The organism is Niveispirillum cyanobacteriorum (assembly GCF_002868735.1).
Classification (GTDB): Bacteria; Pseudomonadota; Alphaproteobacteria; order Azospirillales; family Azospirillaceae; genus Niveispirillum; species Niveispirillum cyanobacteriorum.
Window position 1 is genome coordinate 481,127 of record NZ_CP025613.1, and the last position, 19,279, is coordinate 500,405.

General features: G+C 68.3%; 21 protein-coding genes. All 21 read right to left on the reverse strand.

The window, feature by feature from the left end; genetic code table 11:
* Position 1: 1 nt before the first annotated feature.
* The 21 genes from C0V82_RS22930 to C0V82_RS23035 all read right to left on the reverse strand — a co-directional run bounded on the left by C0V82_RS22930 (position 2) and on the right by C0V82_RS23035 (position 19,256).
* Positions 2-1,258, reverse strand: a complete 1,257-nt coding sequence (locus C0V82_RS22930) for a TraB/TrbI/VirB10 family type IV secretion system protein (RefSeq protein WP_102114750.1) — start codon at positions 1,256-1,258, stop codon at positions 2-4.
* Positions 1,255-2,325 (reverse strand): P-type conjugative transfer protein TrbG, encoded by a 1,071-nt coding sequence (gene trbG / locus C0V82_RS22935; protein WP_102114751.1) that lies wholly within the window; start codon positions 2,323-2,325, stop codon positions 1,255-1,257. The genes C0V82_RS22930 and trbG overlap by 4 nt, the downstream gene beginning before the upstream one ends.
* Positions 2,322-3,005, reverse strand: coding sequence for a conjugal transfer protein TrbF (gene trbF, locus C0V82_RS22940; protein ID WP_102114752.1), 684 nt, complete (start codon positions 3,003-3,005; stop codon positions 2,322-2,324). The genes trbG and trbF overlap by 4 nt, the downstream gene beginning before the upstream one ends.
* A gap of 2 nt (positions 3,006-3,007) precedes the next feature.
* A complete protein-coding gene (gene trbL / locus C0V82_RS22945; RefSeq protein WP_102114753.1) occupies positions 3,008-4,360 on the reverse strand; it encodes a P-type conjugative transfer protein TrbL in 1,353 nt (450 codons plus the stop codon).
* 2 nt (positions 4,361-4,362) lie between these two features.
* Entirely contained in the window at positions 4,363-4,740 is a 378-nt protein-coding gene (trbK-alt, locus tag C0V82_RS22950) for a putative entry exclusion protein TrbK-alt (RefSeq protein WP_102114754.1), read from the reverse strand.
* Between the two features lie 10 nt (positions 4,741-4,750).
* Positions 4,751-5,509 carry a P-type conjugative transfer protein TrbJ gene (gene trbJ, locus C0V82_RS22955; RefSeq protein ID WP_102114755.1) on the reverse strand — a complete coding sequence of 253 codons (759 nt, stop codon included), beginning with the start codon at positions 5,507-5,509 and terminating at the stop codon, positions 4,751-4,753.
* The gene (trbE, locus tag C0V82_RS22960) at positions 5,506-7,944 is read right to left on the reverse strand and encodes a conjugal transfer protein TrbE (RefSeq protein ID WP_102114756.1); all 2,439 of its coding nucleotides are present in this window, start codon (positions 7,942-7,944) and stop codon (positions 5,506-5,508) included. Before trbE ends, trbJ begins: the two co-directional genes overlap by 4 nt.
* A gap of 14 nt (positions 7,945-7,958) precedes the next feature.
* Positions 7,959-8,231 carry a VirB3 family type IV secretion system protein gene (locus tag C0V82_RS22965; protein WP_102114757.1) on the reverse strand — a complete coding sequence of 91 codons (273 nt, stop codon included), beginning with the start codon at positions 8,229-8,231 and terminating at the stop codon, positions 7,959-7,961.
* A complete protein-coding gene (locus C0V82_RS22970) occupies positions 8,231-8,563 on the reverse strand; it encodes a TrbC/VirB2 family type IV secretion system protein (RefSeq protein ID WP_102114758.1) in 333 nt (110 codons plus the stop codon). The genes C0V82_RS22965 and C0V82_RS22970 overlap by 1 nt, the downstream gene beginning before the upstream one ends.
* Positions 8,560-9,591, reverse strand: a complete 1,032-nt coding sequence (gene trbB, locus C0V82_RS22975) for a P-type conjugative transfer ATPase TrbB (RefSeq protein WP_102114759.1) — start codon at positions 9,589-9,591, stop codon at positions 8,560-8,562. Before trbB ends, C0V82_RS22970 begins: the two co-directional genes overlap by 4 nt.
* Before the next feature lie 169 nt (positions 9,592-9,760).
* Positions 9,761-10,198: a ribbon-helix-helix protein, CopG family gene (locus C0V82_RS22980; protein ID WP_102114760.1), complete on the reverse strand. Its 438-nt coding sequence runs from the start codon at positions 10,196-10,198 to the stop codon at positions 9,761-9,763.
* Between the two features lie 11 nt (positions 10,199-10,209).
* The gene (locus tag C0V82_RS22985; RefSeq protein WP_102114761.1) at positions 10,210-12,201 is read right to left on the reverse strand and encodes a conjugal transfer protein TraG; all 1,992 of its coding nucleotides are present in this window, start codon (positions 12,199-12,201) and stop codon (positions 10,210-10,212) included.
* A 199-nt stretch (positions 12,202-12,400) separates the two neighbouring features.
* A complete protein-coding gene (locus C0V82_RS22990; RefSeq protein ID WP_342752449.1) occupies positions 12,401-13,906 on the reverse strand; it encodes a DUF3363 domain-containing protein in 1,506 nt (501 codons plus the stop codon).
* An 835-nt stretch (positions 13,907-14,741) separates the two neighbouring features.
* Positions 14,742-15,458, reverse strand: coding sequence for a lytic transglycosylase domain-containing protein (locus C0V82_RS23000; RefSeq protein ID WP_102114763.1), 717 nt, complete (start codon positions 15,456-15,458; stop codon positions 14,742-14,744).
* 4 nt (positions 15,459-15,462) lie between these two features.
* Positions 15,463-15,798 carry a DUF736 domain-containing protein gene (locus tag C0V82_RS23005; protein WP_053553331.1) on the reverse strand — a complete coding sequence of 112 codons (336 nt, stop codon included), beginning with the start codon at positions 15,796-15,798 and terminating at the stop codon, positions 15,463-15,465.
* A 66-nt stretch (positions 15,799-15,864) separates the two neighbouring features.
* Entirely contained in the window at positions 15,865-16,410 is a 546-nt protein-coding gene (locus C0V82_RS23010; protein WP_102114764.1) for a S26 family signal peptidase, read from the reverse strand.
* A complete protein-coding gene (locus C0V82_RS23015; RefSeq protein WP_102114765.1) occupies positions 16,407-16,928 on the reverse strand; it encodes a DUF2840 domain-containing protein in 522 nt (173 codons plus the stop codon). The genes C0V82_RS23010 and C0V82_RS23015 overlap by 4 nt, the downstream gene beginning before the upstream one ends.
* Positions 16,925-17,179 (reverse strand): hypothetical protein, encoded by a 255-nt coding sequence (locus C0V82_RS23020; RefSeq protein ID WP_102114766.1) that lies wholly within the window; start codon positions 17,177-17,179, stop codon positions 16,925-16,927. The genes C0V82_RS23015 and C0V82_RS23020 overlap by 4 nt, the downstream gene beginning before the upstream one ends.
* A complete protein-coding gene (gene parA / locus C0V82_RS23025; protein WP_102114767.1) occupies positions 17,176-17,829 on the reverse strand; it encodes a ParA family partition ATPase in 654 nt (217 codons plus the stop codon). Before parA ends, C0V82_RS23020 begins: the two co-directional genes overlap by 4 nt.
* Positions 17,826-18,956, reverse strand: coding sequence for a replication initiator protein A (locus C0V82_RS23030; RefSeq protein WP_102114768.1), 1,131 nt, complete (start codon positions 18,954-18,956; stop codon positions 17,826-17,828). The genes parA and C0V82_RS23030 overlap by 4 nt, the downstream gene beginning before the upstream one ends.
* Positions 18,957-18,974: 18 nt before the next feature.
* A complete protein-coding gene (locus C0V82_RS23035; protein WP_102114769.1) occupies positions 18,975-19,256 on the reverse strand; it encodes a helix-turn-helix transcriptional regulator in 282 nt (93 codons plus the stop codon).
* Between the last annotated feature and the right edge of the window lie 23 nt (positions 19,257-19,279).

Below are 19,279 nucleotides of genomic sequence, written 5' to 3' on the forward strand. Positions count from 1 at the left end.
GTCAGCCTCCGTAGGGTTCGAGCACGAGATCGCGCGTGACGATGACGCGGACGGGGAAGCCCGGCCGGATGGTGAGCGTCGGCGCGATGTTGAGCTGGCGCTGGACGATCTGCTGCCCGGTCTGGCTTATGCTGTCGGACGCGCCGTTGCGCAGGGCGCGCACGATGTCGCTTTCCTGCCCGGATGAGCCGGCTTCGGCCCCGACGCTGAGGAGGGTCGAGAGCGCCGCGGCCTTGAACAGCTCGCCCCAGTGATAGTCGACGCCATCCTCCAGCCCGGCATAGCCTTCGGCGTCAGCGCCCGGCTGGCGTTCGAGGACGATGGAGCGGCCGTTCGGGAAGATCAGCCGGTTCCAGACCAGCAGGATGCGGCGCTGGCCGAAACCGACGCCGCTGTCATACTGACCGATGACGCGCGTGCCCTGCGGGATCAGCAGGATGCGCCCGGTGGGGCTGTCGTAGATGTTCTCCGTCACCTGCGCGGTGATCTGGCCGGGAAGGTCGGAGCGGGTGCCGGTGATGAGCGCGGCGGAAATCACCGCGCCGGCCTGAAGCACATTGGCCGATGCGGGTGCGGCGACCCGATCGGGTGAGACCGTGCGTTTGTCGGGCGGCTGGTTGAGGAAAGCGAGCTGGCGATCCTGCGCCGAGGGCGTGGCCGGCTGCGGCGCGAGGCCGAGGCTGGCGAGGTCGGTCGCGGGCGCGGCCGCAGGCGCGGTTGTTGCGGAGCTGGCGGGCCGTGTCTCCGTCGATGAGAACAGACGCGCGGTGCGCGCCGCTTCCAGCTCCTGCGCGCGGCGCTGTTCCTCCGGGCTCGGCCCGGGGGGCGCTGGCGTGGTCATGCCTGGTGCGGGAACCGGTTGGCCGCCATTCTGCGCGTTGAGGATCGGGCGGCCGAGATCGCCGGGCAGCGGCGGGCCGAGTCTGGGAACGCCGCTATAGTCCTTCGGCAGACCGTTCAGTCCATCCGGTGTGCTGCGGTTGTCGGTGGAATAGAGTTCCTGTCCCTGATTGCCGGCGTTGCGGGTCTGGAGCGCATAGAGCAGCGCCCCGCCTACACCGAGGCTGGCGACGAGTCCGAGCCCGGCCAGCACTTTGCGCGACAAGCGGGTGACGCGCGGAGGCTCGGGCCGCAGCCGCATCGGCGCGACCGGCTCGCCGGTGAGCGGCCGGTCGTCGGTCTCGTCGGCCGCGTCCGGCTGCGGCGCCGCATCGGGCGTCCGGCTCTCTTCCCTTTCGGGATTGCGTTCATCGCTCACGATGCCGGCCTCCCATCGGTGCGGGAGATACGCACGCGCTTCTGGGACTTGCCCGCCCCGAACCGCAATTCGGCGGCGGCGAACAGCCGGTCGACGATCATGTAGTTGCCGCGCACGCGGTAGTTCACCAGTTCGGAGGTGTCGCCCTCCGCGCCGACGACGAACAGGGGTGGCATTTCGCCCTGGCCGATGCCGCGCGGAAACTCGATGAACACCTGCCGGCCGTCATCGAACGCGCGCAGCGGCCGCCACGGCGCTCGATCGCCGCTCACATCGTAGCGGAAGTTCACCCGCGCGAGGTCGATGCCGGTGGCGACGGGCTGCGCCGCCTGCGCCTCGGCATTCTGCCGCCGTAGCGCGATGAGCTGGTCCTGCGGATATTGCCAGGAGACCGACGCCATGTAGGTCGAAGGCGTCGAGCGCAGTTCCATATGGTAGGTGCGGCGGTCGGTGTTGATGACGAGGTTGGTGAGCAGTTCGGGCCGCGTCGGCTTGACGAGGATGTGGATCTGCCTGGCGGCGCCTGCGCCGCTTTCGGTATCGCCAATAATCCAGCGCACGGTGTCGCCGGCGGCGACTGGTCCGGCGCCGACGAGCTGCTCGCCAGGCTGGAGCGCGATGTCGGTGATCTGCCCCGGCGAGGCATAAACCTGGTAGAGCGCGCCGTTGACGAAGGGATAGACCTGCATCGAGTTGATGAAGCCGTCGCGGACGGGCTGGACCCGCGCGGCGGCGTTGGCCTGGTTAACGCGCACGGTCGGGTCGGCGGCTTCGGGAACGGGCTTGCCGTCCTTGCCGACCGGCTTCAGCTGACCGGGAAGCGGCAGGGGCTTGGGGAGTTCCACGACCTGCACGGGACTGGGCGGTTCGGTCGCCTGCACGGCGGGCATGGCGTTGTCGTAGGCGATTTCGGGCGGCGGCATATTGCTGGTGGCGCAGCCGGCGAGCGCCGAGGTGCAGAGCAGCACAAGCGGCAAGCCGGACTTACGGAAAGCAGGATTGGCGTGGATGCGGCAAGCCGGCCGCCCTGCACTCCAGGGGGCGGCTTTGCGGAGTGCTGGCGTCATTGTCCAAGCTCCTTCGACCAGTTGATGGCGTTGACGTAGATTCCGAGCGGGTTCTTCTTCAGCGTGTCGGCGTCGCGCGGGGGCTGCACGGCAACAGTCAGAATGGCGGACCAGCGTTCGGTGGAGGCGAGCGAGCCGTCCTGATAGCGGCGCTCGATCCAGGCGATGCGGAAGCTCGACGGCGAGGCGCGGATAACGCTCGACACCTCGACCGCCACCTGTTGCTTGCCGACCTTGGCAAAAGGATCGTTCGACCGGGCGTAGTCGTTGAGGGCGAGCGCGCCGCTCTGGGTCGTGAAGTCGTAGGCGCGCAGCCAGTTCTGGCGCACGATGATCGCGTCGGCGGGAATCGAGCGGACCTGTTCGATGAAGCGCGCCAGGTAGAAGGCGATCTGGGGATCGTTCGGCTGATAGTCGGCCGTCGCCGGCGCAACGGCCTGCGCCTGTCCGAGGCGGTCGACCTGCACCACCCACGGCACGATCGAGCCGTTGGTGGATTGCCAGACCAGCGCGGCGGAAAGGCCCATCGACAGCGCGAGGGAGCCGAAGGCCATGAAGCGCCAGTTGCGGGCCTGCACGCGGGCGGAGCCTATGCGCTCGTCCCAGACCTGGGCGGCGCGTTGATAGGGCGTCTCGGGCTGCGGGGATTTGCCGTAGTGGGTAGCGGGTCGTTTGAACATGGTCAGTCGCCTTCGGAGAGATTGACGGTGGAGCCGGCGCCGTGGCTGTCGCCGCTGCGGACAGCGTGGGCGGCGGCTTGAACGCCGTGCGTCATTTGCTGGGAGCGCTTCATGCGCCTGGCCCAGGCCGGCGGCCCGTCGGTGGTGGAAGCGGCTTGGGAAACGGCTTCGGCTTCGCCGCCGATCGTGCCGGCGGTCGAAGCCCCGCCTGTCGCAGCGAAGGCGGAGCGCGCGCCGGATTGGTAGCTCTGCTTCAAGCTGTCGGCGGCGCGGCCAGCGGCGCGTTTCAGTGGCGAGACGGTGGCCTGTGCGCCCGCGCTGGCGACATTGCGCAGGCCGGATGCGACGGCGGATGCGCCGGTTTGACCGGCTGCACCCAAGCTGTAGGCGGTCGATGCGCCTCCAGCCAAAGCCGCCCCGCCACGGGCGGCGGCGGCAGCGCCGCCCGCAAGAGCCGTGCCGCCGGAAACAGCCGCGCCTGCGGCAGCAGCGCCGGCCGCGATCGCACCGCCCGCGGCCAGGCCGGTTCCGATCGCGGTGCCCGCGCCGAGCTGCGGCCCGCCTGAGACAATGCCGTTGGCGATGCCGGGGCCAAAGATGCCGAGGCCCAGCAGCGACAAGGCGGCGAGCACGATCGCCATCGCGTCGTCGATCGACGGCGTGGCGCCGCCGAAGCCCGTGGTGAACTCGGAGAACAGGGTCGAGCCGATGCCGATGATGACGGCAAGCACCAGCACCTTGATACCGGACGAGATGACGTTGCCGAGCACCCGTTCGGCCATGAAGGCGGATTTGCCGAACAGGCCGAAGGGGATCAGCACGAAGCCGGCCAGGGTGGTCAGCTTGAACTCGATCAGGGTGATGAAGAGCTGGATGGCGAGGATGAAAAAGGCGAGCAGCACTAGCGCCCAGGCGAACAACATGCAGACGATCTGGATGAAGTTCTCGAAGAACGACCAGTAGCCCATCAGGCTGGATATGGAATCGAGCAGCGGCCGTCCGGCGTCGAGGCCGGTTTGCGCCACCTTGCCGGGGCGCAGCAGGTCGGTGACAGTGAAGCTCGTGCCGGACGCCTTCAGGCCGAGGCCGGCGAAGCTCTCGAAGACGATACGGGCGAGATTGTTCCAGTTGCCGATGATGTAGGCGAAAACACCGACGAACAGCGTCTTCTTCACCAGCCGGGCGACGATGTTCTCATCTGCGCCCCAGCTCCAGAACAGGGCGGCGAGCGTCACGTCGATGACGATCAGCGTCGTGGCGATGAAGCCGACTTCCGGTTGCAGAAGGCCGAAGCCGCCATCGATGTAGCTGGTGAAGACCTCGAGGAAATGGTCAATGACGCCGGTGCCGCCCACGATCAGCGCACCTCGGGCCGAGAGGGCTCCGCCTGAATGGCGGGCGTGGCGTCGTCGGGAGCCGCGTCGGCGGGGGCGTTCGGGAACAATGTCGCCGGTCCCGCCGGCGCGGGTGCTGGGGCCGGAGCCGACTGACCGAGGAAACGCTTGCGGTTTTCGTCCCACGCTCGCAGGCAGGACGGATCGCGCGGCCCGGCTTCGCCCATGGCGCTGCACCGCGCCAGCTCCGCGCCGAGCGGATCGCGTTCCGTCACGGTGCGCGTCTGCGCCGTCGGGCTGTTTTGCCGGTCGTCCTTGCGGGTCATCTCGATCGCGGTCGCCGTGACCGCGATCGCGACGAAGACGACAGCGCCGAGGCGCGCGAGGGTCTTGCCGTCCATCGGGTCGCCCTCAGTTGCCGTGGAACATTTGCGCGTTGCCGGGCTGATAGCCGGTTCCCGGCGTCAGGAAGCGGCGGCGCTGTTCGCGGCCCTGTTCGGCGGCGGCGGCCTGTTCGGCCGATTGCAGCGCCTGCGCGCGCCCGTTGGAGGCGATGACGGCGGTGAGGTCGGCGAGCTGCTGGGCCTGGAGGGCGAGGAGCTGGTTGCCGGCCTGTGTCGCCTGCAAGGCGCCCGTCGCCGACTGGCTGGCGCCGACCAGCGCCGACATCTGCGTGCGGTTGGTGTCGATATTGCCGACGACCGTGGCCTGCACACGCATGGCGTCTTGCAGACCGCCCACCGTATTCTGCCAGCGGGTCCTGGCGTCGGCGATCAGTTGCGTGTCCGACGCCGACATCGACACATTGGCGTATTTGGTCTGGAACGCCTGGTCGATCTGCTGGACGTCGTAGGCGATGTTCTGAGCCTGCTGGAGCAGTTGCTGCGTGCGCTGCACCGACTGCTGAAGCTGTTGCAGCGACGAATAGGGCAGGCTCGCCAGATTTCGGGCCTGATTGATGAGCATCTGCGCTTCGTTCTGAAGCGAGGTGATCTGGTTGGTGATCTGCTGAAGGCTACGGGCGGCCGTCAGCACGTTCTGCACATAGTTCGTGGGGTCGAACACGGTCCATTGGGCCTGCGCCGGCGTCGCCAGCATTGGGGTGAGCGCGACTGGGGCGAGGAGCAGCGCGGCGGCGAGCCGCGCCGCGCGGGAGCGAGGCAAGGTCATGGCAGTTTCTCCTTCAGGGTGAGCGTTGGAATGAGGTCGGCCGCCCAGCCGAGATCGCGGTGGCGGAGCCAAGCGACGAGAAAGCCGGCCTGCCCGTGTTCGGCGAGCAGCCGTGCGATCGCGGATTGGTCGGTCTTGGCAGAAGCAGCGCAGAGCGCGAGGGCGACGTCCGACAGCCCCAGCTCAAACAGGCGATTGCCGCGGCGGCTTTGGCAGTAGTAGTCGCGCTTGGGCATGGCCCGCGCGATGATCTCGATCTGACGGTCGTTGAGGCCGAAGCGGCGATAGATCGCGGTGATCTGCGGCTCGATGGCGCGCTCGTTCGGCAGGAGCAGCCGGGTCTGGCAGCTCTCGATGATGACTGGCGCGATGGACGAGCCGTCGATGTCGGAGAGCGATTGCGTGGCGAAGACGACGCTGGCGTTCTTCTTGCGGAGGGTCTTCAGCCATTCGCGGATCTGGCCGGCGAAGCCTTCGTCGTCGAGCGCGAGCCAGCCCTCGTCGATGATGAGAAGGGTCGGCGATCCGTCGAGGCGGTCTTCGATGCGGTGGAAGAGGTAGGAGAGGACCGCCGGTGCCGCATCGGTGCCGATCAGCCCCTCGGTCTCGAACGCCTGCACGGTCGCCGTGCCGAGATGCTCGCGTTCGGCGTCGAGCAGCCGCCCATAGGGGCCACCGATGCAATAGGCGCGAAGCGCCTGCTTGAGGTCGTTGGACTGGAGCAACACGCAAAGGCCGGTGATGGTGCGTTCCTCGACCGGCGCCGAGGCCAGCGAGGTCAGCGCCGTCCAGACGTGCTCCTTCACCTCCGGCGTGATGGCGACGCCTTCACGGGTCAGGATGGCGACGATCCAGTCAGCGGCCCAGGCGCGCTCGGGAACATCGTGGATGCGGGCCAGCGGCTGAAGGCTGACGGAGGTTTCTGAGCCGTCGGAAAGATCGCCGCCGAGGTCATGCCAATCGCCGCCCATCGCCAGCGCCGCCGCCCGGATCGAACCGCCAAAATCGAAGGCGAAGACCTGAGCGCCGGCATAGCGGCGGAACTGCAAGGCCATCAGCGCCAGCAGAACGGATTTGCCGGCGCCCGTCGGGCCGACGATCAGGGTATGGCCGACATCGCCGACATGCAGGGAAAACCGGAACGGGGTCGAGCCTTCGGTCTTGCCGAACAGCAGCGGGGGCGCTGCGAAGTGCTCGTCCCGTTCCGGCCCCGCCCACACGGCGCTGAGGGGGATCATGTGGGCGAGATTGAGGGTGGAGATCGGCGGCTGCCGGACATTGGCGTAAACGTGTCCGGGCAGGCTGCCGAGCCAGGCGTCCACCGCGTTGATGGTTTCGGCCATCGCCGTGAAGTCGCGGCCCTGGATGACCTTCTCGACCAGGCGCAGCTTCTCGTCGGCGGCGCGCGGATCGGTGTCCCACACCGTCACCGTCGCGGTGACATAGGCGATCCCGGCGTAATCGGCGCCCAGCTCCTGGAGCGCGAGATCGGCGTCCGCCGCCTTGTTCGACGCATCCGTGTCCACCAGGACGGATGCCTCGTTGGTCATCACCTCCTTGAGGATCGCGGCGACCGACTTGCGCTTGGCGAACCACTGACGGCGGATCTTGGTCAGCAGTTTCGTTGCGTCGGTCTTGTCGAGCAGGATCGCGCGGGTGCTCCACCGATAGGGGAAGGCCAGCCGGTTCAATTCGTCGAGCAAGCCCGGCGTCGTCGCTGTCGGAAATCCGGTGATGGTGAGGACGCGCAGATGCGCCTGCCCGAGACGCGGCTCGAGGCCGCCGGTCAGCGGCTGATCGGCCAGCAGCGCATCGAGATAGATCGGCGTCTCGGGAACGCGGACACGGTGCCGATGCGTGGAGACGCAGCCATGGAGATAGGTCAGCGTCTCGCCATCGTCGAGCCAGCGGCATTCGGGCATGAAGGCTTCGACCAGGCGCAGCAGCCGGTCGGTGCGGTCGGTGAAGCCGCCCAGCGCCTCGTGCGGATCGAAACCCTTCTGCTCGCGGCCTTCGTAGAGCCAGCCTTCGGCGCGGGCCGCGTCTTCGGCCGGCGGCAGCCAGGCGAAGGTCAGGAAATAGCTGGACTCGAAATGCGCGCCAGCTTCCTCGAAATCGGCCTTGCGCTCGGCATCGACCAGCGCCGACGCGGCGTCGGGAAAATGGCCGTCGGGATAGCGGTTGGAGGGATGGCGCTGTGCTTCGACGAAGATCGCCCAGCCGGAGCCGAGGCGGCGGAAGGCGTTGTTGAGGCGGCCGGCGACCGCGACCAGCTCGGCCGCGACGGCGGAATCGAGATCGGGGCCGCGAAAGCGCGCCGTGCGCTGGAAGCTCCCGTCCTTGTTGAGCACGACGCCCGTGCCGACCAGCGCCGCCCAAGGCAGGAAGTCGGCAAGCCGGGTGTTCTTGTCGCGATATTCGGCGAGATTCATCATCGTCGCTCTCCCGCTCAGACCGTGAGGTGCGCGGGGATGCGCAGGTGACGGCGGCCGACGTCGACGAACAGCGGGTCGCGCTTGGCCGCCCACACCGCCGCGACATGGCCGATGGCCCAGATCACGATGCCGGCCAGCCAGAGGCGCAGACCCAGGCCGAGCGCGCCGGCCAGCGTGCCGTTCATGATGGCGATGGCGCGCGGAGCGCCGCCGAGCAGGATCGGCTCGCACAGCGCCCGGTGAACCGGCACGGTGAAGCCCGGCACGTCGTCGGCCGCGCCCAGCATCAGACCAGCGCTCCGCCGCCGAAGGAGAAGAACGACAGGAAGAAGCTCGAGGCGGCGAAGGCGATCGACAGGCCGAACACGATCTGGATCAGGCGGCGAAAGCCGCCGGACGTGTCGCCGAAGGCCAGCGTCAGGCCGGTCATGATAATGATGATGACCGCGATGATCTTGGCGACCGGACCTTCGATCGACTCCAGGATGGATTGCAGCGGCGCTTCCCACGGCATCGACGAGCCGGAGGCGTGGGCGGGAGCCGCCATCACCACGGAGAGCGTGGCGATGGATAGCGCCGCGACGAGGCGTGGACGGATTTGGTGCAGGCGTTGGATCACAGGGCTTCTCCTTCGGGGCTGGCGGGGATGAGAGAGGGCGCGGGGCCGCCGTTCGCGCAGGCGGGGGGGCTGACGGCAGGCGCGACGCGGTAATCGCCGTCTGGGCCGAGGCCCTCGACGCGGACGAGTTCGGAGAGACGGCGTGCGGGGCCGCGGCCCGAGAGCACGGCCACGAGGTCGATCGTCTCGGCGATCAGCGCGCGCGGGACGGTGACGACGGCTTCCTGGATGAGCTGTTCCATGCGCCGCAGCGCGCCGATGGCGCTGCCGGCGTGGATCGTGCCGACGCCGCCGGGATGGCCGGTGCCCCAGGCTTTGAGGAGATCGAGCGCTTCGGCGCCGCGCACCTCGCCGATCGGGATGCGGTCGGGGCGCAGGCGAAGCGAGGAGCGGACGAGATCGGAGAGCGAGGCGACGCCATCCTTCGTCCGCATGGCGACGAGGTTGGGCGCAGCGCATTGCAGCTCGCGCGTGTCCTCGATGATGACGACGCGATCGGCGGTCTTCGCCATTTCGGCGAGCAGCGCATTGGTGAGCGTCGTCTTGCCGGTCGAGGTGCCGCCCGCGACGAGGATGTTGGCGCGGGCGGCGACGCCCTGGCGCAGCGCCTCGGCCTGCGCGGCGGACATGATCCCGGCGCTCACATAGTCGTCGAGGCCGAACACGGCGACGGCGGGCTTCCTGATGGCGAAGGCCGGGGCCGCCACCACGGGCGGCAGCAGGCCCTCGAACCGCTCCCCCGTCTCGGGCAACTCGGCCGAGACGCGCGGGCTGCCGGCATGGACTTCGGCGCCAACATGGTGCGCGACCAGGCGCACGATGCGCTCGCCATCGGCGGGCGAGAGGCGCTCACCCGTGTCGGCCAGCCCTTCCGAGAGCCGGTCGATCCAGATGCGCCCGTCGGGATTGAGCATCACCTCGACGACGGAGGCGTCTTCCATGAAGCGGGCGATGGCGGGGCCGAGCGCGGTACGCAGCATCCGCGCCCCGCGCGCCAGTCCTTCCGAATTGTTCTGTGAAATCGCCATCCGATCCCCGATCCAGCCGGGGAGAGATCAGACGGTCCCCGGACGGGGATGATTAAAAGAGCCAGAAATCAGGCCGGCTCAACAAGGATTTGCGAGAGTAGTAGCGTAGCGCGCAAATACAGGAGAACGGCGGTGTTGAGTAAAATCTCGCCGACCTCATCGGCGTCCCTTACTCCGGGTCGGCGGTTTTGCTGCGTTGTGAGTCGATGTCGCGCGACAGGTCTCTGAGGAAGCGATCCCCGGTCGCCAGTTTCCGGCCGAGAGTTTGCAGGAAGCTCTCGAACCGCTCCACGCCCTTGGCCCGCGCCGACGCCTGCGCGCTGTCGGACAATGGCGGGGTGATGGTCAGCCAGAAGCGGATGAACAGCGACAGCGTCTCGCCGAGAATGGCCAGGTCTTCGTCCATGCCATCGATCTGGCGGCCAAGCCGGTCCATGCGGTGCGCGAAGACGGCCTCCAATCGCTCCGATGCGTCAGCCGACAGGAAGGAGGCGACGGCGGCTTCGATGACGGCGGATTTGGAGACGCGGCGCCGGAGCGCCAGCGCCTCGACCTTTTTCAGAAGCTCCGGCTCGAAATAGACGTTCATGCGGGTCTTGGTCTGCATGGCCAGTCACCTCACAACTCGACGCCATCGGCCGGGTCCATCGTCGCCTGCCGGGCGATGGACCCGGCTCGCAGGCGGAGATTGCGGGCCTTGGCGGCATCGAGGTCCGGTTCGTCGTCGAGCAGGTCGAACTCTCCGAGCGCCGGGCGCTCGGGCGGCGCGATTTCCTCATGTTCTGGCAATTCCGGCTCGCGGCGGATGCCGGCGTTGGCGGGATCGGCGGTCATGCCGGCTGCGCTCCCCGGCGTCGCGCCTGCGGATGCGGCCGGGATCGCCAAGGCGGACCAATCGTCGGCGGGGGGCTTCGCCGACGCTTTCGCGCCTGCGGGTTTCGGCGGCGGCAGGATACGTTCGCGGAACCGCGCATCCTCGTAGTAGCGGGCCTTCTTCGCGCGCACCGGAGGCACGCCCGCGACCAGGAGCAATTCATCGGCGGGCGGGAGCTGCATCACCTCGCCGGGGGTGAGCAACGGCCGGGCCGTCTCCTGCCGCGACACCATCAGATGCCCCAGCCAGGGCGAAAGCCGGTGGCCGGCATAGTTGGTGGAATCGCGCATCTCGGTCGCGGTGCCGAGCGCGTCCGACACTCGCTTGGCGGTGCGCTCGTCATTGGTGGCGAAGGCGACGCGCACATGGCAGTTGTCGAGCACGCTATTGTTCGCGCCATACGCCTTTTCGATCTGGTTGAGGCTCTGCGCGATCAGGAAGGACTTGATGCCGTAGCCCGCCATGAAGGCCAGGGCGGACTCGAAGAAATCGAGCCGGCCGAGCGCCGGAAACTCGTCCAGCATCAACAGCAGCCGATGACGATTGGCCGAGGTCTTCAGGTCTTCGGTCAACCGCCGCCCGACCTGATTGAGCAGCAGGCGGATCAGAGGTTTGGTGCGGTTGATGTCGCTCGGCGGGACGACGAGATAGAGGCTGACGGGTCTGTCTCCCGCAACGAGATCGGCGATGCGCCAATCGCAGCGCGCCGTCACCTTCGCCACGACGGGATCGCGGTAGAGGCCGAGGAAGGACATGGCGGTCGAAAGCACGCCAGAGCGTTCGTTGTCGCTCTTGTTCAGCAGTTCGCGGGCCGATGACGCGATGACGGGATGGACGCCGGCTTCGCCCAGATGCGGCGTGTTCATCATGGCGCGCAGCGTCGCCTCGACGGGACGCTTCGGATCGGAAAGGAAGTTGGCGACGCCGGCGAGCGTCTTGTCGGGTTCCGCGTAGAGAACATGGAGGATCGCGCCGACCAGCAGCGAATGGCTGGTTTTTTCCCAATGGTTGCGCTTCTCGAGCGCGCCTTCGGGGTCGACGAGAATGTCGGCGATGTTCTGCACGTCGCGGACTTCCTTGTCGCCGCGCCGCACCTCGAGCAGCGGATTGTAGGCCGACGACGCCGGGTCAGTGGGATCGAACAGCAGCACGCGGCCATGCCGGGACCGGAAGCCGGCGGTTAGGCCCCAATTTTCGCCCTTGATGTCGTGGATGATCGTGCTGCCCGGCCAGGTCAGCAGCGTGGGCACCACGAGGCCGACGCCTTTGCCCGATCGGGTCGGCGCGAAGCACAAGACATGCTCCGGGCCATCGTGTCGGAGATAGTCGCGGTCGTAGCGGCCGAGGATCACGCCGTCCGCGCCGAGCAGTCCGGCGGCCCGGATCTCCGCCGGCTCGGCCCAGCGTGCCGAACCATAGGTGACGACGTCCTTCTCGTCCCGCGCCCGGAGCACCGACAGGGTGATGGCGACGGCGATCGAGATGAACCCGCCCGAGGCCGCGATATAGGCGCCCTCGATGAAGATCGACGGCGCATAGGCGTCGTAGCAATACCACCACCAGAAGAAGATCGGCGGGTAATAGAACGGCCAGCCCGCCACCTCGAACCACGGCTGTCCGAGCTGCGCCTGAAAGCCGAGACGCCACGCCGTCCATTCCGTCGCACACCAGATGGCGGTGAGCACGATGGACAGGACGATGGCGACTTGTCCCCAAAGGACACGGGTTCCAGACATAAAGGCTCCGGCCGGCAAAAGAGATGGAGCCGATCAGAGAGTATCCGCTTTGGCGAGAAGCAATAGAAAATCCGAAGCGTCGAGGTTTCGGATGCCATGGATGACAAAACGGATGGTCCGTGTCGCGTCGCCGCGCTTACCGCCGCCCTGGCCCTGAAGGCGGCCATCCAGGCTCCGGTCGGGGTGGAGACAGCTTGCCTCAAATGCCCAGCCCCCTTTGCCGGCCCAACTGCCACGATACCGACCCGCCCTGGACGACGCCCATGACTTCGCGGCCGAGCTGGCGGTCGATGACAGGCCGCCACGGAACGAGGGTGAACTCATGGGACTTCTCGACGATGGCGAACTTGCCGCTCGATAGCTGCGCGGTTCCGGTGAAGGCGCCAGTCACGGTCTCGCCGTCGGCGGCCATGCGGAACGGCAGCGACTTCTTCGCCGCCAGCTCCTCACCGGCGCGGGCGACCTCACGTTCCCGAAGCGTGGCGATCAGGTTGCGCCGGTAGGCGATGCGCCCGTCCGGCTGACGGGCGGCGTCGCCCTGATCGACATGGTGGTCGCGGCGGCGATCCATCGCCTCGCGCACCTGTGCGCCGAAGCCGGCCGGCGACAGGTCGGAGGTATCCGTGCTGACAAGCCGCCGGTCCAGCCAGGTCGCGCCGTCCGATCCGATCTGGCGCTCCAGATCGAAGGTCGAGAGGATGCGGATATTGGCGCGGCCGTTCCGCCCGGCGTCATGAGCGGCGGCTCGCGCCTCGAAGTCGGAGGGTATGCGCCACTGGTCGGCGTCGATGCGCTCGGCGATTCCGGCGCGGCGCAACGCTTCGAGCCGCCGGACATGGGCGTCGACGAAGCCCTCATAGTCGCCGTTCGGCACATGGCCGTCGAACCGCGCCTGCTCCAGATGGCGGCTCGGCCGATAGATGCCGTCCTCGGCTAGGCCGGCGATGGCGCGATCGGACGGGCGGCCGGTGCTGTCCGGCGGCCCGATCTCGATGACGCTGCCGATGCGCGCGTCCTCGACGCGGGTTGGGTCGATGCCGGAGATATGGTGCGTGCGTCCGTCGACGCCATCGACCACCAGAGTCAGGGTCTCGCCCAACTCGTCGGACAAATGCTTGTCGATGACGCGGCCGACGATCGGCGCGGCCGGCGCGGCGTCGTGAATCTGGAACGTCATCGGATCGCGCTCGGCGCCTTCGGCCCGCAACGCCTGCTGCATGGTGCGGTTGATGTCGCCGCGCTCGCCCAGCTCGCGCAACGTCGGTTCCAGCCGGTCGCTCAATTCCCAGACGCCGGGCGCATGTTCGGTGGCAAGCTCCATGTCGCCGAGCTTGCCAAGACGGCGCAACCGCAGCGTCCGGTCGGCCTGGCCGCGCAGGTCGTCCGGCTCGGGACGCAGGTCGATGAAGCGATCCTCGGCTTCGGCGATCATCGCCCGGTCGATGCGGGTAAGCCGGTCCTGGTCGATTTCGGCCATGAGCTTGCGGCGCTGCTCGATCTCGGTGACGGGGCCGAGTTCGAGCGTCGCCCGTTCGCTTGCCCGCTCGCGGATGCCGTTGGCGAGATAGTCGCCATTGATGACGAGATCCTCGCCCAAGGCGTCGCGGCCGTTGACGATGACATGGACATGCGGGTGGCCGGTGTTGTGGTGATTGACGGCGACCCAGTCGAGCTTCGTGCCAAGGTCGGTTTCGACCTGGGCCATCAGGTCGCGGGTGTAGCCGGTCAGGTCGGCGAGATCGGCGGCGTCTTCCGGCGAGACGATGAACCGGAACTGGTGGCGATCGTCCTTGCCGCGATCGAGGAACCTGTCGCCATCGGCGCGATCCTCAGTCGCCGAATAGAGCCGGCCCCGCTCGCCGTCGCGGGCCGTGCCGTCGCGCTGGATGTAGCGCAGATGGGCGGCGGCCTTGCCGCTGCGGCCTGGGGCGCGAACCGACCGGGATTTGACGATCACCCGCCGACTGCCGGACTGGCGATGACTCCAGCCATTCGACAGGTTGCGTGCACGCACGAAGGATGCGCCGCGCCCGCGCTGCACGCCGCGGCCGGACGCGACGACGCTCAGGCCATTCGCCGACCGGCCGGGACCTCCACCCTTGGCGGAGGACCTTCGGCCTGGTCCGGCCTGCTGATGTCGGGCGATCTTCCGAACCTTACTGAGGAAGCTCCTGGTCTGACCGGCCTTCGCGCCCTTGGAGCGGATGCGGCCGGGCCTCGGCCGAAAGCTATCGTCGTCGTCGCTCACGGTCGGCGATCCGCACGAAGCTGCCGATCTTGGGCAGGAGTGCCGCGACAAAGGCTGAAAATGCTCGCTTTACCGGAACTCGCGGCACCCTGCCGGCCTGGCGATGGTGCCGCCCCAAACAGTGTGCAGACAAGGGCTTGGCCCCCGGATCGGACCCATAGGGTGCCGTCCGCTTTAATCTTGCCCTCCCGCCTTCCTGCCTGTTTCGCCCCTTCTGCCGGGGGATGAGACCGTCGCCAGCCCCATCCCCTGCACACCGGAACCTCCCGCCGGGCGGACACGATTGCGAGCCTCATGGCTGTCGTTCCGTGTCCGCCCGTGCGACGAACAGACCGCCGGACTGCGGCGCGATGGCGGAAACATCGCGCACGCCCGGCGTCGTGTCAGCGTCATTGGAGGTGCGTTCGGCCGGCGAAGGACCGGCCGCCGTTGCGCGCGCCGACGGTGCGACGAACAGCGGCGCGCGGGTCCAGGCGAGCGGGTCGGCCGTGGCGATCAGGATCGGTGCGGATGCGTCGCCATCGCCGAGTGACGGCGCGACGGTGGCGACATAGGCGCGTGTTTCGGCCGGCAGAGGACGGCCCTTCAGCCAGTCCTCGTAACGTCCAGGACCGGCGTTATAGGCCGCGATCCAGCCGGGCGAGCCATAGCGGTCATACAGCTCGCGGATATAGGCCGCACCCGCGATGATGTTGTCGCGCAGATCGTGAGGATCGGCGCCAAGGCGGTAGCGATTACGCAAACCCGCCCATGTCGCCGGCATGATCTGCATCAGGCCCATTGCGCCCTTGGGCGAGACCGCGCGGGGATCGCCATTGCTCTCGGCCTTCATCACCGCGCGTATCCATGCCGCGGGAAGCGCGAAGCGCTGCGCCGCCTCTGCGATGAGTTCGCCGAAAGGATCGCGGGCGGGCGAAGCGGCGATGCTCGACGGCTGCGCCAAGACCGGGACCGCGAGCCCGCAACCGCACGTCAGGCCGACAAGGAGAAAGAGTGAGGTCCGCCGCATCGCGTCAGTCCTTTCCGTCACGCTTCTGCGGACGGCTCCAGTGCAGCGACCAGGCGCTGCCCGCGTCGTCGTCGCGGAACAGATTGGCGCGGATCGGCTGCGGCAAGGCCGGATCGTCGATCAGGAAAGCAATGTATTCGCCGGCGCGCTCGCCGGTGCGCTTCCAGCCCGCGCCGATCTCCGGGCCATCGTCATTTCCTTGATGGAGGCGATAGTCCGGGGCGTTCTCCGTATCCGACGACTCGGCGGGGACGACAGTGACTTCGCAGTAGAGCGTGAGGGTGTGGACGCGCCCGACAAAGCCGGACTGCTGACGGGTGAAGGTGCCGATCTGCGACATGATGGTCTCCATGGCGGTGGTGTTGGAAAGCCGTCGGCGGGCACCGCTCCCGACGACGGGAAGCGGTCAGCGCGTCGTCGCGCGCCAGACGAAGCGGCCATCGCCGTCCTCGTCGGTGTAGAGTGGGCTCGCCTTGCCGATGACGGTGCGCGCCGGAAGCGGGCCGAAATAACGGCCGTCCAGGCTGTCGCGGACATCGGGGTTCATCAGGAAAACCTGCCCATCGCCGATGCGCCGGCAGCCTTGCCAGACCGGCAGCGGACGGCCGAGCCGGTCGCGGTCGAGCGCCCGTCCAAGCGGCACGGCGTCGACGGTCACGACGTCCCCGGTGCGGCAGACCTGCTGGCCGGGAAGGCCCATGACGCGCTTCATCAGCGGCACGTTGCGGCCGATATAGCCGCGCCCGACGATGAAGTCGGAGAGCGGCTTGTCCGGGAGGGCGGCGACCAGATCGCCAACCGTCAGAGGGTGCGGCGGGGCGAGGTCATAGAGGCCGATCGGCGCGCTGGCCGAGGCGTTCCAGACGAGGCGCGGTGCGATCGGGACGAAGGCGGCGATGGCGACGCCCATCGTCACGGCATAGGTCGTCATGACATAGCCGAAGCGGGTCATAGCCCGATCTCCCGCCGCATGAGCCCTGCCGCATGGCGCTCCAGCGTGTAGGCGCGCGGCTCATGGCCCGCGCCGATCCGGTTGCCGACATGACGCCAGTGATCGGGGGCCACGTCGCAGGCGTCGATGCCGAGGGCCTCCACGGCGTCGATGTGGCGAAGCACCTGTTCGACCTTGGGCCAGCCCTCGATCTTCAGCAGGATGTCGCCGCCGGGGCGCACGAAGGGCAGCGTCTGGTAGGCTTCGCCTGGCGCGACGGCGCGCACGATGTCGATGCGCGAGGTGATCGTGCCGAAGTCGTTGGCGGCCCAACGCACGAAGGCGAAGAGGCTGCCCGGCCGGAAAGAGAAGACGCGGCGGCGGCGGTCGAGCACCTGTTCATGGGCTTCGTGGCCGAACCTGATCCAGTTCTCGATCCGCTTCTCGACATGCGTCAGCTCGACATGGGTGAGACTGTCGGCGAGATGCGCGCGCGGCAAGGGGCCGCCCTGGGCGCGGGAAACCGCGGCGTCGGTCATGATGGGTCTCCTTCGGCGGTCGGGGGAAATTCGCGCGCGAGCAGCTCGCGCAGCATGTCGGCGACCGTGACGCCGCGAGCGAACGCGGCGATCTTGATCCGGCCGCGCAGCGCCGGCGTCACGTCGATGGTCAGCCGGGCGGTGTAGCCGCCGGCGCCGGCATCGCGCGGCGGGTTGTCGGCCGCCTTGACCCAGCGCTCGGGATCGGCGGGCCGGGAGGCGAAGCCATTGCGGGACGAGCGCCCGTTCATCGCGCCGCCCTCCCGATGCTCAAGCACTCGATCGCGTCCGCCAGCGCCGCGATCTCGCGCGCGGCGGGCGTGCCGTCGTCCAGTTCGGAGACGAGCTGGCCGGACTGCGCGGCAGCCGCGAAGGCGACGCGCTGGCCGACGGTGGCGGCGAGGACGGGAGGATCGTGATCGGCCAGGGTCGCGGCCGTCTCGCGGGCGAGCACGGTGCGCGCGCCGCAACGATTGAGCACGAAGCGCGCGACCAGCTCCGGCCGGTAGATGCGCGCCTCGCCGATGAGCGCCAGCATCTCGGCGGAGGCCCAGCCGTCGAGGGGCGATGGCTGCACCGGGATCAGCACCAGGTCGGCGGCGAGCAGCGCCGAACGCATCAGGCTGGCGACGCGGGGCGGCCCGTCGATCACGATCATGTCGGCGTCACGGGCCAGTTCCGGCGCTTCCCGGTGCAGCGTATCGCGGGCGAGGCCGACGACGCCGAAGGAGCGAGCCAGGCCCTCACGGCTGCGTTGCTGCGACCAGTCCAGCGCCGAGCCTTGCGGGTCCGCGTCAATCAGGGTGACGCGCTTGCCCTGGCTCGCCCAAACGCCCGCGAGGTTCAGCGCCAGCGTCGTCTTGCCGACGCCGCCCTTCTGATTGAGGAGCGCGACGATCATCGCCGTCCTCCCGGAACGGGAGTGAAAGGGAGCTGCGGGAGGGGATGCGTGTCGGCGGCTTCGGGGCGCCGTTTGCCGGCGACGCTGAGGGCCTTCGTGGCCTGCCGGACGAGGTTTTCCACCTCACGGGCGCGCTCTTCAAGGTTAGAGTCTTTGTTAGACTCTAAGTTAAGGGTGCGATTTTCGCTTTTCGTACCGTGGGTTAGGGCCGGTTTCGGTTCCCGTTGGCACGAGGGTCTGGTTCCTGATGGCACGCGCCCTCGGGTTCCCGATGGCACGACGCCATCCACAGCTTTTCCACAGGTGGGCTGTGGCTCGAAGGCGAGCAGCGTGCGGCCGCCGCCCTCGATCTCGAGGAACAGCGTGTAGCCGGGGAGCGGCTGGCGCCGGATGATGTCGCGCAGCTCGAAGGCGAAGCGCTTGAAGGGGGAGAGCGCGCCTGATTTCTGGTGGAGGTGGCGGAAGTCGAAACGCCAGCCGTTGCGCTGGCGGCCGCCGTGCTTGCGGACAATTCGATAGAGCCAGCGGTCGAGACCGCCCGTCAGGCCGAAATAGGCGCGGTCGATCGTCAGCACGAGCGCGTCGTCGAGGACGGCCTGGTAGAACCAGTCGGGCAGGATCAGCTCGATCCCATCGGGCTTGCCGTTCCGGTCGGTGCGCTCCTTCCACTCGTTGATCCAGGAGAAGCGATGTCGCCGGCCCTCGGCGGGCTGACGGATCGAGGTGCAGATCGTCGTCGATTGCAGCCGGTCGAGCGCGGCCTTGAGACGCTGATAGTCGCGCAAGGACGTGCCGCGGCCGATGAATCTGAGGATTTCATAGGGGGTGGCGACCAGCAGGCGCGAGGTGCGCAGGCCCGCGTCGCGCGCCTCGACGATCTGGCTCGCCGCCCAGATCAGGATGTCGGCGTCCCAGATGGTCGCCATGCCATGATCGGGCACGGCCTCGACGCGGATCGACACGCCCCCGGCGCAGAAGTCGATCGGCGCGGTGCGATGGGACTTGGAGAGGGAGAAGAAGGGATAGGCCATGAGATCCTGCGCATCTCGGGCAGCGAACTCGCCAGGGAGCGCCCGAAACAGGTCGAGCTGTTCGCGCTCCGAACGGGATTGCCGCCGCGCCGCCATTCGGGGGTTCGTCGGCGGTCAGCGTGGGCGCCGGGCGGCCTGGGCCAGCGGCGCCGGCGTGTGACGCCTCGCGGGAAGGATCGAACCGCGCGGATCGGAGGTCGAGGTGACGGCGCCGCGCGCGGCCCAGGCTTCGAGATCGTCGACGGCATAGACGACGCGGCCGCCGAGCTTGCGATAGGCCGGGCCGGTGCCGTAGGTCCGATGCTTTTCGAGGGTCCGGGCGGACAGGCTAAGAAACGCGGCGGCTTCCTTGGTGCGCAGGAAGCGCGGCGGGAGAACGGCGAGATCGGGTCGCATGGATGGGGCCTCCGTGAGCTTCG

Bases quoted from the DNA above. Each gene is read 5' to 3' on its own strand.
- C0V82_RS23030 (WP_102114768.1), bottom strand. From the start codon at position 18,956: ATGGCGGCGCGGCGGCAATCCCGTTCGGAGCGCGAACAGCTCGACCTG.
- trbK-alt (WP_102114754.1), bottom strand. From the start codon at position 4,740: ATGGACGGCAAGACCCTCGCGCGCCTCGGCGCTGTCGTCTTCGTCGCG.
- C0V82_RS23035 (WP_102114769.1), bottom strand. From the start codon at position 19,256: ATGCGACCCGATCTCGCCGTTCTCCCGCCGCGCTTCCTGCGCACCAAG.
- C0V82_RS23015 (WP_102114765.1), bottom strand. From the start codon at position 16,928: ATGACCGACGCCGCGGTTTCCCGCGCCCAGGGCGGCCCCTTGCCGCGC.
- trbJ (WP_102114755.1), bottom strand. From the start codon at position 5,509: ATGACCTTGCCTCGCTCCCGCGCGGCGCGGCTCGCCGCCGCGCTGCTC.
- C0V82_RS23005 (WP_053553331.1), bottom strand. From the start codon at position 15,798: ATGTCGCAGATCGGCACCTTCACCCGTCAGCAGTCCGGCTTTGTCGGG.
- parA (WP_102114767.1), bottom strand. From the start codon at position 17,829: ATGATCGTCGCGCTCCTCAATCAGAAGGGCGGCGTCGGCAAGACGACG.
- C0V82_RS22965 (WP_102114757.1), bottom strand. From the start codon at position 8,231: ATGCTGGGCGCGGCCGACGACGTGCCGGGCTTCACCGTGCCGGTTCAC.
- C0V82_RS22980 (WP_102114760.1), bottom strand. From the start codon at position 10,198: ATGCAGACCAAGACCCGCATGAACGTCTATTTCGAGCCGGAGCTTCTG.
- trbF (WP_102114752.1), bottom strand. From the start codon at position 3,005: ATGTTCAAACGACCCGCTACCCACTACGGCAAATCCCCGCAGCCCGAG.
- C0V82_RS22990 (WP_342752449.1), bottom strand. From the start codon at position 13,906: ATGGCCCAGGTCGAAACCGACCTTGGCACGAAGCTCGACTGGGTCGCC.
- trbG (WP_102114751.1), bottom strand. From the start codon at position 2,325: ATGACGCCAGCACTCCGCAAAGCCGCCCCCTGGAGTGCAGGGCGGCCG.
- C0V82_RS23010 (WP_102114764.1), bottom strand. From the start codon at position 16,410: ATGACCCGCTTCGGCTATGTCATGACGACCTATGCCGTGACGATGGGC.
- C0V82_RS23000 (WP_102114763.1), bottom strand. From the start codon at position 15,458: ATGCGGCGGACCTCACTCTTTCTCCTTGTCGGCCTGACGTGCGGTTGC.
- C0V82_RS23020 (WP_102114766.1), bottom strand. From the start codon at position 17,179: ATGAACGGGCGCTCGTCCCGCAATGGCTTCGCCTCCCGGCCCGCCGAT.
- trbB (WP_102114759.1), bottom strand. From the start codon at position 9,591: ATGGCGATTTCACAGAACAATTCGGAAGGACTGGCGCGCGGGGCGCGG.
- C0V82_RS22985 (WP_102114761.1), bottom strand. From the start codon at position 12,201: ATGTCTGGAACCCGTGTCCTTTGGGGACAAGTCGCCATCGTCCTGTCC.
- trbE (WP_102114756.1), bottom strand. From the start codon at position 7,944: ATGATGAATCTCGCCGAATATCGCGACAAGAACACCCGGCTTGCCGAC.